At 72.1% G+C, this 12,662-nt stretch carries 8 protein-coding genes; 5 read left to right on the forward strand and 3 right to left on the reverse strand.

Features of this window, described 5'->3' with window-relative positions; genetic code table 11:
* Positions 1–18 precede the first annotated feature (18 nt).
* Positions 19–462 carry a cyanase gene (gene cynS / locus EOINJALH_RS03480; RefSeq protein ID WP_088278923.1) on the forward strand — a complete coding sequence of 148 codons (444 nt, stop codon included), beginning with the start codon at positions 19–21 and terminating at the stop codon, positions 460–462.
* Positions 463–464: 2 nt separating this feature from the next.
* On the forward strand, positions 465–941 hold the full coding sequence (locus EOINJALH_RS03485) for a nuclear transport factor 2 family protein (protein WP_088278924.1): 477 nt from the start codon (positions 465–467) through the stop codon (positions 939–941).
* Between the two features lie 19 nt (positions 942–960).
* Here the strand turns inward: EOINJALH_RS03485 and EOINJALH_RS03490 are convergent, their stop codons facing one another.
* Positions 961–2,889 (reverse strand): glucokinase, encoded by a 1,929-nt coding sequence (locus EOINJALH_RS03490; protein WP_088278934.1) that lies wholly within the window; start codon positions 2,887–2,889, stop codon positions 961–963.
* 363 nt (positions 2,890–3,252) lie between these two features.
* On the opposite strand from EOINJALH_RS03490, the gene glk reads away from it, so the two are divergent.
* Positions 3,253–4,284: a glucokinase gene (gene glk / locus EOINJALH_RS03495; RefSeq protein WP_234413641.1), complete on the forward strand. Its 1,032-nt coding sequence runs from the start codon at positions 3,253–3,255 to the stop codon at positions 4,282–4,284.
* A gap of 54 nt (positions 4,285–4,338) precedes the next feature.
* Here the strand turns inward: glk and EOINJALH_RS03500 are convergent, their stop codons facing one another.
* Together EOINJALH_RS03500 and EOINJALH_RS03505 are read right to left on the reverse strand one after the other, a co-directional pair.
* The gene (locus EOINJALH_RS03500) at positions 4,339–5,715 is read right to left on the reverse strand and encodes an MATE family efflux transporter (protein ID WP_088278925.1); all 1,377 of its coding nucleotides are present in this window, start codon (positions 5,713–5,715) and stop codon (positions 4,339–4,341) included.
* 68 nt (positions 5,716–5,783) lie between these two features.
* Positions 5,784–8,396 carry an alpha-amylase family glycosyl hydrolase gene (locus EOINJALH_RS03505; RefSeq protein WP_088278926.1) on the reverse strand — a complete coding sequence of 871 codons (2,613 nt, stop codon included), beginning with the start codon at positions 8,394–8,396 and terminating at the stop codon, positions 5,784–5,786.
* A 314-nt stretch (positions 8,397–8,710) separates the two neighbouring features.
* Here EOINJALH_RS03505 and EOINJALH_RS03510 point away from each other — a divergent pair, with 314 nt between their 5' ends.
* Together EOINJALH_RS03510 and EOINJALH_RS03515 are read left to right on the forward strand one after the other, a co-directional pair.
* Positions 8,711–11,452 (forward strand): TonB-dependent receptor, encoded by a 2,742-nt coding sequence (locus EOINJALH_RS03510; protein ID WP_234413642.1) that lies wholly within the window; start codon positions 8,711–8,713, stop codon positions 11,450–11,452.
* Positions 11,453–11,615: 163 nt separating this feature from the next.
* Complete coding sequence (locus EOINJALH_RS03515) at positions 11,616–12,587, forward strand: tripartite tricarboxylate transporter substrate binding protein (RefSeq protein ID WP_088278927.1); 972 nt, start codon at positions 11,616–11,618, stop codon at positions 12,585–12,587.
* Positions 12,588–12,662: the final 75 nt, after the last annotated feature.

Raw genomic sequence — 12,662 nt, forward strand, 5'->3', positions numbered from 1 at the left:
CCCGAAGGAGATCGCCCCATGAGCCGTCTGGATGTCACCGAGAAGATCATCGCCACCAAGGTGGCCAAGGGCCTCAAATGGTCCGACGTGGCCGCCCGCGTGGGCCTGAGCAAGGAATGGGTCACCGCCGCGTGCCTGGGCCAGATGACGCTGGACGCCGAGCAGGCCGGTGTCGTGGCCGAGATCTTCGGCCTCAGCGCCGACGAGACGAAGTGGCTGATGGTCGTGCCCTACAAGGGCAGCCTGCCCACCAGCGTGCCGACCGATCCGCTGATCTACCGCTTCTACGAGCTGGTCAGCGTCTACGGCACCACCTTCAAGGCACTGATCCACGAGGAGTTCGGCGACGGCATCATGAGCGCCATCGACTTCCGCATGGACCTGCAGCGCGAGCCCGACCCCAAGGGCGACCGCGTGTCGATCACGATGTCCGGCAAGTTCCTGCCGTACAAGACCTACTGACCGTGCCATCGGCCGAAACCCGCCCGCCGCTGCCGCCCTTCGACGCCGACAGCGCGGCGCGCAAGGTGCGCGGCGCCGAGGACGCCTGGAACACCCGTGACCCCGAGGTCTGCGCCCGCGTCTACACGGTCGACACGCGCTGGCGCAACCGCGTCGAGTTCCCGGTCGGCCGCGAGCAGGTGAAGGACTTCCTGCGGCGCAAGTGGTCGCGCGAGCTCGACTATCGGCTCATCAAGGAGCTGTGGGCCTTCGGTGGCCACCGCATCGCCGTGCGCTTCGCTTACGAGTGGCACGACGACTCGGGCCAGTGGTACCGCAGCCACGGCAACGAGAACTGGCAGTTCGACGACGCCGGCTTCATGACCTCGCGCCACGCCAGCATCAACGACCAGCCCATCGCCGCGGCGTCGCGCTTGTTCCACTGGCCACTGGGCCGCCGGCCCGACGGCCACCCGGGTCTGTCCGACCTGGGGCTCTGAAGCCCCGCGCGGCGGACGCTCAGCTGCTGTGCGAGGTCAGGCGCGCCAGCGGCGACGACGCGCTCACGCCCGGTGCCGCACGGCGGCGCGCCACCGGCGCCGCCACGCCCTCCGGCGCGGCCGCGGCGGCGGCAAGGCCATCGGCCGGCACCTCGGTGTCGTCGGCCACCACCACCGGCAGCGCGCTGCGCCGCATCGCCACGCCGACGGCCAGGATGTCGATGATCAGCAGGTGCAGGATGCGGCTGACCATCGGCAGCTGCGTGGCCACATCTTCCACGTGGTCGACGATCAGCGCCAGGTCGGCCTTGCGGGCCAGCGGCGACTGGCTGGCGGTGATGGCCACCACCACCGCGCCGCGCTGGCGGGCGCGGTCGGCCACCTCCAGCAGTTCGGGCACGCGGCCGTGGCCGCTGATGACCACGGCCACGTCCTTCGGGCCCAGCACATTGGCCGTCAGCACCTGCAGCCGCGGGTCGGTGCAGGCATTGCAGGCGATGCCGAAGCGCAGGAACTTGAACTGCGCGTCCTGCGCCACCACGCCGTAGTGGCCGACGGCGTGGAACTCGATGCGGGCGGCGCCGTTGAGCAGATCGATGGCACGGTCGATCGAGCCGCGGTTGAGCTGGTCGCGCACCTGCAGGATGGCCGCCGCGGTGTTGCCCAGCACCTTGTCGCCCAGCTCGGCCATCGAGTCGTCGCCGGTCACCTGGGTGTGCGTCACCGGCACCGTGCCGGTCAGGCCCGAGGCCAGCCGCAGCTTGAAATCCGACAGCCCCTCGCAACCCAGCGAGCGGCAGAAGCGGATCACCGTCGGCTGGCTCACGTGGGCGGCCCGGGCGATCTCGGCGATGGGGTCGTTGAGCGCGGCGCGCGGGTGCGCCAGCACCTGGTCGGCCACGCGGCGCTCGGCCGGCGACAGGCCGGCCAGGCCGCGCCGGATCTGTTCCAGCAGGGCCGAGTGGGGGGCGCCCTGCAGCGCGCGCAGCTGCGACTGCAGGATGGCCGAGGCGCCGGTGAAGGTCGCGTTCTCGGCCGTGATGACGAAGGTGGGGATGGCGCGGGCGTAGTCGGAGAAGCGCCCCTTGTCCTCGAAGCGCGCGCGGAAGCCCGAGCGGTCGAAGTGCGCGCCCAGCCGCGGCACGATGCCGCCGCCGATGTAGATGCCACCGGTGGCGCCCAGCGTCACGGCCAGGTTGCTGGCGGCGCTGCCGAGCATCAGGCAGAACACCTCCAGCGTCTCGGCGCACAGCGCGTCGCTGCCGTCCAGGCCGCGGCGGGTGATCTCGGGGGCGGCCAGCGCGGGCGCGTTGGCGTGGCCGGCGCGCTCGGCCAGCGCGCGGTGGATCAGCGCCAGCCCGGGGCCGGAGACCAGGCGCTCGAAGGACACGTGGTCGTGCTGGCGCAGCGCGACGCGCAGGATGGCCATCTCGCGCTCGTCGCGCGGCGCGAAGCTGGTGTGGCCGCCCTCGGCGCCCAGCGCCACCCAGCCGTCGCCGGCGGGGATCAGCCCCGACACGCCCAGGCCGGTGCCGGCGCCCAGCACGCCGACGACGCTGGGTTCGCGCACCGTGCCGCCCCCCACCTGCCGCCGCTCGTGCGCGGCCAGCCGCGGCACGGCCATCGCCAGCGCGGTGAAGTCGTTGACGACCACCAGCGTGTCCAGGCGCAGCCGCTCGCGCATCTGCTCGATCGAGAACTGCCAGTGGTAGTTGGTCATCCGCACCTGGTCGCCCTCCACCGGGTTGGCGATCGCGACGGCGGCGTGCTGCACCGGGGTCGGCGGCAGCGCGCCCAGGTAGGCACTGACGGCGGCGTGGAAGTCGGCGTGATCGGCGCAGCGCAGCGAGCGGATGTGCGCGAAGCGGCCCGGCGCCGTCTCCAGCGCGAAGCGGGCATAGGTGCCCCCGATGTCGGCGATCAGGCGGGGGGCGTCGAAGTCGGTCATGGCCATGGGCAGCCTGTGCGGGGGCGGGCCGTCGGCCCGGGTTGGAGAAGTAGCATGACTACATCAATGGCCTCGATCGGCGAGCCATACACTCAGCAGAAGGGAAGTATCGCGTATGTCCACCTTGCCGCAAGCCTGTAGTTTTGCTACCTTTGCGGCTGAGATGGCGGCGTCGACCGGTCGGCGCGCGAACGGTGAGACTCGGATGGCGATGCGTGGGTTCCAAGGGCAGGCGGCCGCCACAGGCCGCACGGATGGTAAGGGACCGCGCGGTCCGCTCGGGCCGCTCCGGCCGGTCGGTGTCGCCCACCGCGCGGTCGCGCCGATGGCCGTTGCCGCGGCGCGCCGGGCCAGGGGGCGCCGGTGACCGCCGCTGCCCGGGGCCTGCCGGCCGCCACGCCGCCGCCGGCGGCCGAACTGCCCTGGCTGGTGGGCGACATCGGCGGCACCAACGCCCGTTTCGGCTGGGTGCAGGCCGTCGGCGGCAGCGCGCTGCACGTGCGCACGCTGCCGGTGGCCGCGCACGACGGCCCGGCCTCGGCGGTGCGCGCCTACCTGGCCGGGCTGCAGGCCGAGCTCGGCGGGGCGATGCCGCGGCGCGCGGCGCTGGCGGTGGCCACGGCCATCGGCGGCGACCGGGTGGAACTGACCAACAGCCACTGGCGCTTCTCCATCGCCGGCCTGCAGACCGAGCTGGGCCTGCGCTCGCTGGCGGTGCTGAACGATTTCGAGGCGCTGGCGCTGTCGCTGCCGCGGCTGCAGCCGGCGCAGGTGCGCTGGCAGGGCCCGGCGCCGCAGGCGCACGGCACGATGGCCGTCATCGGCCCCGGCACCGGGTTGGGCGTGGGCGGCGTGGTGCACACGCGGGCCGGCTGGCAGGCGCTGCCCGGTGAGGGCGGGCACGCCACGCTGAGCGCGTCCGACGAGTTCGAGGCGCAGCTGCTGGCCCAGGTGCGGCGCACGCACGAGCATGTGTCCGCCGAGCGGCTGCTGTCGGGCATCGGCCTGCCGCTGCTGCACCAGTCGCTGGCGGCGGTGCGCGGCGTGGCGGCGCCGGTGCTGGCCGCGCAGGCCATCGTCGAGCGCGGCCTGGCGCCGCCCGGCGACGCCGCCGCCGACCCGCTGTGCAGCGACACGATCGAGGCGTTCTGCGCGTTGCTCGGCAGCTTTGCCGGCAACGTGGCGCTCACGCTGGGCGCTCGCGGCGGCGTGTACATCGGCGGCGGCATCGTGCCGCGGCTGGGCGACCGCTTCGTCGCGTCGCGCTTCCGCGAGCGCTTCGAGGCCAAGGGCCGCTTCCGCGGCTACCTCGCGGCCATCCCCACGCCGCTGATCACCGACACGCTGGTGGCGCTGTCCGGCGCCGCCGCGGCCATCGAGCAGTCGGTCGGCTGACCGGCGGCGGCCCTCAGGCCGCCCGGCCCTTGGCCACGCCGGCGCGGGCGCGATTCATGTCTTCACGGGCGCTGAGGGCCGCACGGCCCGGGGCCGCAGCCTGCGGTGCGCCGCGCGCGCATGCGGCACCCAGCCCAGCCGCGCCCAGCGGCGCCACATCAGCAGGCCGCGCAGCCATTCGTCGGCGGTGTAGGCGATCCAGATGCCGACCAGGCCCAGCCCCAGCACGTGGCCCAGCAGCCAGCTGCCGCCGGCCAGCACCACCACCAGCGAGGCGCTGCCGGCCACCACCGGATAACGCGCATCGCCGGCGGCACGCAACGCGTTGATGACCACCAGGTTGAAGGTGCGGCCGGGCTCCAGCAGCACCATCCACCACAGCAGCACGCTGCCGGTGGCCAGGATCTCGGCGTCCTGCGTGAACCAGCCCAGCAGCCAGCGCCCGCCCAGCGCCGCCGCGCCGGCCACCAGCACCGCCAGCCCCAGCCCCCAGGCCAGCGCGCGGCGCACCAGCCGGTGCGCCTCGTGCAGGCGGCCGGCACCGATGAGGTGGCCGACGACGATCTCCACCGACAGGCCGGTGGCCAGCGCCGTGAGCAGCGCCACGTGGGTGACCTGCAGCGCATAGGCCTGCGTGGCCAGCGCCTTGGCACCCAGCTGCCCGGCCACCGCCACGCTGACCATGAACGACAGGCGCCAGGCGATGTTCTCGGCCGCGCCGGGCAGGCCGATGCGCAGCACCGCGGCCAGCGCATCGGGCCGCAGCTGCCACCAGTCGCGCGGGTGCGGCACCAGGCCCAGGCGCCAGCGCCACAGCCCCAGGTGCAGCGCCAGGCCCAGCACGCGGCTGGCCGCCAGCGCCGCCGCGAAGCCCGCCAGGCCCAGCGAGGGCATCCACGCCAGCGCCAGCAGCAGGTGCGTCGCGTGCATGGCCAGGATCACCGCCAGCGTGTCGCGCACCCGCAGGTGGGCGCGCATCACGCTGGCCAGGGTGGCGTTCCAGGCGTCCAGCAGCAGGGCCGGCGCCATCATCTGCAGCAGCGGCGCGGCCAGCGCCAGCACCTCGGCCGGGGTGTTGAGCAGGCGCATCAGCGGCGCGGCACCGGCCAGCGCCAGCGCGGCGGTGGCCAGGCCCACCCAGGTGCTGGCGCCCAGCGTGGCGCGCGCCACGTCGTCGGCGGCCTCGCGGCGGCTGCCACCCAGGCTTTGCGCCACCACCACGCCGACCCCGGCACCGACGATTCGGAACAGGATGAACAGCACCGCCAGCACCTGGTGGGCCACCGCGAAGGCCGCCGCCGCCGCGTCGGACGTACGCGCCGCCAGTGCCGTGCCGATCACGCCCACCGCGATGCCCAGGCACAGCTCGAGGCACAGCGGCGCGGCGATCGGCAGCAGCCGGGGCGGCGGGGCCACGGACCGCACGCTCATCTCACGGGGCCTCGATGGCCGGCAGCGCGTGGGCAATGCGCCGGGCGTGGGGCGACGGGCATGGTTACTCAGGGCAGCGTGATCACCGCGCTGTCGTCCATCACCCGCGCGCCGGTGGCCGGGTCGCCGCCGCCGATGCTCCAGGCCTGAGGCGTGGCCGTCAGCGCGCGGTAGCCGCCGTCGTAGTCCCAGGTGGTGACGTACAGCCGCGCCCCCGACAGCGAGGCCGGCCGACCCAGCGCCGACGCCGGCAGCGTGAAGCGCACGACCCGGCGCGCCGCATCGACGCCGATGTGCGCGGCCGGCGACAGCGGCGTGCCCTCGTTCGTCGCGGAGGCGCCATCGGACGAGTGCAGCGCGTTCGACCAGCCGTGCGCCCGCAGCCGCACGTGCCAGCGCATGCCGGCCGGCAGTTCGGCGTTCTGCAGCGGCATCACGGTGGCGCCGCCGTCGCGGCCCGGCAGTTCGAGGTAGGCGGTGAAGGCGACGTGGTCGAAGCCGTTGGCCGGGTTCCAGACCCGGCTCAGCGCCGGCATCGTCAGGTCGATGCGCAGGGCGCCGCCGGCGCCCCACACCTCCACCCGCTGCAGGTCCATCAGGTGCCGATCGCCGTAGCTGGGGTCGGTGGGGTAGCCGTAGGTGCCGGCCGGGCCGTGGTCGTCGCCGGCCGGGTCGGCCACGTCGGCCAGCGCGGCCCAGCGGCGTTCGATGCGAAAGCCCTGGGCCGGGCTCGCCAGGCCGCCTGCCGCCGGCCCGTCGTCGGCCCAGGCCACCACGCGGTGCGTCACCGACGGGTCGACCATGCGCGAGGTGTCCACCACGGCCTGCCAGCGGCCGTCGGCGTCGGGCACCACGCGCGGCGCCGACGCCAGGTCGCCGTCGACCACCAGCCGCACCGAGGCCGCGCCCGGCGCGCGGCCGCCGACCGTGAAGTCGCCGGTGGCCGCCTCCGCCGACAGCGGGTCCAGCGTCGGTGAGGCGGTCGGCGCGCCCGGCGTCGTGGCGGGGGCGCGGCCCAGCCGCCACACCGCGCCGCCCCGCGCCGGCAGCACCAGGCTCAGCCGTCCGCCGTCGCCGGCCACGCGGTCGGCCGGCGTGCCGTCCAGGCCGAACAGGCCTTGCAGCCGCGTGCCGGCGGGCACGCCCAGCGGCAGGTTGTCGATCAGTGTGGTGTGCTCGGCGGTGTTGAACACCACCAGCGCTCGCTCGCCGCGATGCGCCATCGTGTAGGCCAGCGCGCCTGGCCCGGCGGCACTGGCCTGCAGCACCGTGGGCCAGCCGCGCGAGAACAGCCGGTGCGTGCGGCGCAGCGTGGCGGCTTTGGCGATGAAGCGGTACAGCGGGGCGCCGGTGTCGAAGCGGTCGCGCCCGCCCGAGCCGTGGCCGGCGGCGAACATCGACGCGCGCGGCTCGGTGAAGCCCTGCTCGGTGCCGTAGTAGAGGGTCGGGATGCCCGGCAGCGTCATCATCGCCAGCAGCGCCTGCTTCAGCGCCGGCACCGAGCCGCCGGCCAGGAAGCGGTCGACGTCGTGGTTGTCGACGAAGGTGGGCATCAGGTGCGGCCGCGCGTGCAGCCGCGCCAGGCTGGCGATGCGGTGGCCCAGATCGGCGGCGGGCCGCCCGCGCGCGAACACGTCGTTGAAGGCGCCGTAGAGCGGGAAGTTCAACATGCCCGGCAGCAGCGGCCGCCCGCCGGCGCCGGTCATGTAGCGCTCGATCTTGCGCGCCTGGTCGTCGGCCATCGGCTTGTCGGTGCCGAAGCCTTCGCCGAAGACGTGGAAGCGCCGCCGACCGGTCTGCCGGGCGACGAGCTCGATGCCGGGCGCGGCCGGGTCGCGCGCGCGCAGGAAATCCTCGAAGGTGGCGGGCGGCACGTAGAACGCGGTGTCGACGCGGAAGGCATCGACGCCGACCTGCCGGATCCAGTGGCCGTAGCTGCGCCGCAGCGCGCGCCGCACCGCCGGCCGCTCGGTGTCCAGGTCGTCCAGGCCCGACATCTGGAAGGTCTGCTCCTGCGTCGGGTCGGCGTAGTCGGTGACGTCGGGCGTCCAGTGGTAGATGCCGGCGCGGCGCTGCGCGGGGTCGCGCGCGTCGTTGAGGTGAAAGGGCGGCTGCGACGGCGCGGCCACCGGCGGCGTGCCGACATGGCGCTCGAAGTGAGCGGCCGGGTCGGTGGCGCTCCAGCCGCCGCGGTAGGCGAAGTAGTCGCCGGTGTGGTTGAGCACGATGTCCTGCACCAGGTACATCCCGCGGCGGTGCAGGCGGTCGGACAGGCGCCGGTAGTCGGCCAGCGTGCCCAGGTGGCGGTCCACCCGCATGAAGTGCTCGGCCCAGTAGCCGTGGTAGCCCGCGTGGCCCTGGCCCGGCGCCAGCCACTGGTTGGCCACCGGCGGTGTGAGCCACAGCGCCGTGGCGCCCAGGCCGCGCACATAGTCGATGCGGCGCGCCAGGCCGCGCAGGTCGCCACCCTGGTAGCGCGAGCCGTCGGCGCGATCGAACTCACCGGCGCCGAGGTCGTTGTTGGACGGGTCGCCGTCGTCGAAGCGGTCGGTCATCGCGAAGTAGACGACCTGATCGCGCCAGTCGGGCGAAGGCACGTGCAGCTTCAATCCGGCGGCCGACGCCGCCGTGGCGGCGAGCAGGCCCAGGCAGGCCAGGGCGGGGCGGAGCAGGCGGGGCATGGCGATGTCGGCGGCGTGGGCGGTGACCAGGACCTTGCCACGACGGCAGGCGATGTAATTCGACTACAGATTTGACCACGCCCAGGCGGCGTCATGCCGGGACGTGGGCGCTAACAGGGGCGGGGAACTGCCGATTACCAAGGGAAAACCCTTTGACAACCGGTCGCTGCCGCGCAACATCTAGGGTTTCCACACGCGGTGCCGACAATCTAGTTTTGGTACAAATTGTCAGATCGCACTGTGACTGCCTGCGCGCCGGCGTCGAACGCGCCCCGGCACCCAGGTGTGAATCCCACCACTTCAGGAGACATCGAGTGAACCGAACCACCCACCTGATCGGGGGCCCGCGGGCCTCTGTGCGCCGGGCCCTGCGGCCCAGCGCGTGCGCCATGGCCGTGGCGCTGCTGCTGGCCGGCATGGGCGACGCGATGGCGCAGGCTGCCGAGCAGACCGTCACCGTCACCGGCATCCGCCGCGGCATCGAGGGCGCGATCTCGGTGAAGAAGAGTTCGGACAGCATCGTCGAGGCGATCAGCGCCGAAGACATCGGCAAGCTGCCCGATTCGAGCATCGCCGAATCGATCGCCCGCCTGCCCGGCCTGGCCGCGCAGCGCGTGGCCGGCCGCGCGCAGGTGATCAGCGTGCGCGGCCTGTCGCCCGACTTCGCCACCACGCTGCTCAACGGCCGCGAGCAGGTGAGCACCGGCGACAACCGCAGCGTCGAGTTCGACCAGTACCCGTCCGAACTGCTCAGCGGCGTCACCATCTACAAGACGCCCGATGCCGCGCTGGTGGGCCAGGGCCTGTCGGGCACGCTGGACATGCAGACGGTGCGTCCGCTGTCCTTCGGCAGCCGCACGGTGTCGATGAACGCGCGCTACGAGCGCAACTCGCTGGGCTCGACGGCCAATGCCTCGGCCAACGGCAACCGTTTCAGCGTCAGCTACATCGACCAGTTCGCCAACCGCACCGTCGGCGTCGCGCTGGGCTTCGCGCACCTCGAGTCGCCCGTGCTGGAGCAGCAGGTGGGCGTGTACGAGCCCTGGAAGGCCGACTCGCGCCCCGGCGTGCCGGCCGGCACGCTGATCACCGACGGCATCAAGTCGCTGGCACGCAGCGGCGTCAACAAGCGCGACGGCCTGATGGCGGTGGTCGAATGGCGCCCGTCGAAGGAGTGGACGAGCCTGCTCGACCTCTACACCTCGAAGTTCAGCCGCGAGGACACGGCCAACCAGTTCGAGGTGAACATCGGCGGCTACAACGGCGGCTACGAGCCCGGGCTCCGGTTCACGTCCGCCACGGTCAGCCCCACCGGCGTGCTGTCGGGCGGCGTGGCCACCGGCGTGTACCCGCTGGTGCGCGGCATGTACAACGACCGCCAGGACAAGATCAACGCGATTGGCTGGAACAACAAGTTCAAGATCGGCGGCATCTCGGTGGTGGCCGACCTGAACTACTCGAAGGCCAAGCGCGACGAGGTGAGCCTGGAGAACAACCTCCAGCTGGCCAAGGTCGGTGGCGTTGCGCCGCTGGACGCGCTGACGCTGAACTGGGCCACCGGCGGCTTCCCCACGCTGGCCGGCACGAAGGACTACAGCGACGCGTCGAAGCTGTTCATCGACAACACCATCTACGGCTCAGGCTACGGCAAGGTGCCGCGCGTCGAGGACGAGCTCAAGGGCTTCAAGCTGGTGGCCAGCCTGCCGGTGCCGGGTGGCCTGTCGGGCTTCTTCTCCGAGGCCGACATCGGCATCAACTACGCCGAGCGCTCGAAGATGAAGCGCCAGCCCGAGGCGTCGATCAACCTCGGCTCGCAGGGCCCGACCACCATCTCCAGCGACCTGCAGTACTCGCCGGTCGACCTGGGCTTCTCCGGCACCGGCATCATCCCCGCGTGGAACGTGCCGGCGGTGGTGGCGAAGTACATGACCTTCTCGCCCGACAGCAAGGCCAACTACCTGATCGGCAAGGCCTGGGACGTGCAGGAGAAGATCACCACCAGCTTCCTGAAGGCCAACATCGATTCGAAGATCGGCGGCATGAGCGTGCGCGGCAACGTGGGCGTGCAGATCGTCCACACCGACCAGTCGTCGGCAGCCAACTATTGGGACGGCTCGGCCCCGGCGGGCCAGGAGGTCAAGCCGGTGAGCGACGGCAAGACCTACACCGACGTGCTGCCCAGCCTGAACCTGGCCTTCGACCTGGGCGCCGACCAGACCGTGCGCGTGGCCCTGGCCAAGCAGATGGCCCGGCCGCGTGTCGACCAGCTGCGGTCGGCGCTGGAGTTCGGTGTCAGCACCACGCCCAACGCGCAGGGCCAGCTGGAGCCCGGCGCCAGCGGCGGCAACACGCGGCTCGACCCGTGGCGCGCCAACGCCTTCGACATCTCCTACGAGAAGTACTTCGGCACCAGGGCCTATGTGGCCGCGGCCGGCTTCTACAAGGACCTGACGAGCTACATCTACGAGCAGACCAAGACCTTCGATTTCTCGAAGTTCACGCCCGGCACGCCGGCCACCACCAACCTGGGCAGCTACAAGGCGCCCTACAACGGCCAGGGCGGCAAGCTCAAGGGCATCGAGCTCACCGCATCGCTGCCGCTGAACATGGTGTCGCGCAGCCTGGACGGCTTCGGCGTCGTGGCCAGCTACAGCTACAACGACAGCAACATCACGATCAAGGATCCGGACAGCAACACCGGCAGCGAGAACATCCCGCTGCCCGGCCTGTCCAAGCGCGTGAGCAACCTGACCGCGTACTACGAGAAGGCCGGCTTCTCGGCGCGCATCAGCCAGCGCAAGCGCTCTGATTTCGTCGGCGAGATCGGCAACTTCGCCAACAACCGCACCCTGCGCTACGTGGTCGGCGAAAGCGTCGTCGACGCGCAGATCGGCTACACCTTCGAGAGCGGCAGCATGAAGGGCCTGGGCCTGCTGCTGCAGGTGAACAACCTGACCGACGAGGCCTACCAGACCTACGCGGCCAGCAAGGACAAGCCCTACGAGTACATCAAGTACGGGCGCACGGTGCTGTTCGGGGCGAACTACAAGTTCTGATCCGGTCACACGGCCACCTCGAATCCCCCCGGCGTTCGCGTCGGGGGGATTTTTTCGTCCTGGCGCGCACAGGGCCTTGCGCGGATCAACCACTATGGCCGTGCCGCACCGATCTCCCTATCCTGCGGAGACTTCACCCCCAATCCCACGTCACGGAGACACGATGCAACGACGCCCCCTGCTGGCCGCCACCGCCGCCGCGCTGCTGGCCCTGGCCACCACCGGTGCCCAGGCGCAGGCCACCGCCTTCCCCAGCAAGCCGATCCGACTGATCGTGACCTTCCCGCCCGGCGGCGCGCCCGACATCCTGGCGCGGCTGTTCGCCGACAAGGCGCAGCTGGGCCAGAACATCATGGTCGACAACAAGCCCGGCGCCGGCGGCAACATTGGCGCCGACATGGCCGCCAAGGCGCCGGCCGACGGCCACACGCTGGTGATGGGCACCGTGGGCACGCACTCGATCAACGGCTCGCTGTACTCGAAGATGCCCTACGACATGGTGAAGGACTTCACCCCCATCGCGCACGTGGCCTCGGCGCCCAACCTGCTGGTGGTCACCAACGACCTGCCCGTCAAGACCGTGGCCGAGCTGATCACCTGGCTGAAGGCCAACCCCGGCAAGGCCAGCTTCGGCTCGCCGGGCATCGGCTCGTCGGTGCACGTGTCGGGCGAGCTGTTCAAGTCGATGACCGGCACCACGATGACCCACGTGCCCTACAAGGGCCGGCAGTTCGCGATCCCCGACCTGGTGGGCGGGCAGATCCAGCTGATGTTCGACAACATGCCCTCGGCGCTGCCGATGGCCAAGGAAGGCAAGATCCGCGCGGTGGCGCAGACCACCGCCAAGCGCTCGGCCGCCGCCCCCGACGTGCCCACCGTGGCCGAGACCGTGCCCGGCTTCGAGGCCACCACGTGGTTCGCCATGTTCGGCCCCGCCAACCTGCCGCGCGAAGTGGTGGCCAAGGTCAACGCCGAACTCAAGCGCGTCTTCGCGCTGCCCGACGTGCAGGACAAGCTGAAGACCCTGGGCCTGGAACCCTGGATCTCAACGCCCGACGAACTGGCCAGGTACCAGGCCACCGAGATCGTGAAGTGGGCGAAGGTGGTGAAGGAGTCGGGGGCGAAGGCGGAGTAACGCTCTCGCTCGGTGGGTGACGCGACAGGCGAGAGAAGGGGGTGCGGCCAGGCCTCGCCGCAGCGGGCCGATGTG

Origin of the sequence: Ideonella sp. A 288, from assembly GCF_002198735.1 — a bacterium.
Taxonomy (GTDB): domain Bacteria; phylum Pseudomonadota; class Gammaproteobacteria; order Burkholderiales; family Burkholderiaceae_C; genus Pseudaquabacterium.

Bases quoted from the DNA above. Each gene is read 5' to 3' on its own strand.
- EOINJALH_RS03515 (WP_088278927.1), top strand. From the start codon at position 11,616: ATGCAACGACGCCCCCTGCTGGCCGCCACCGCCGCCGCGCTGCTGGCC.
- EOINJALH_RS03505 (WP_088278926.1), bottom strand. From the start codon at position 8,396: ATGCCCCGCCTGCTCCGCCCCGCCCTGGCCTGCCTGGGCCTGCTCGCC.
- cynS (WP_088278923.1), top strand. From the start codon at position 19: ATGAGCCGTCTGGATGTCACCGAGAAGATCATCGCCACCAAGGTGGCC.
- EOINJALH_RS03490 (WP_088278934.1), bottom strand. From the start codon at position 2,889: ATGACCGACTTCGACGCCCCCCGCCTGATCGCCGACATCGGGGGCACC.
- EOINJALH_RS03500 (WP_088278925.1), bottom strand. From the start codon at position 5,715: ATGAGCGTGCGGTCCGTGGCCCCGCCGCCCCGGCTGCTGCCGATCGCC.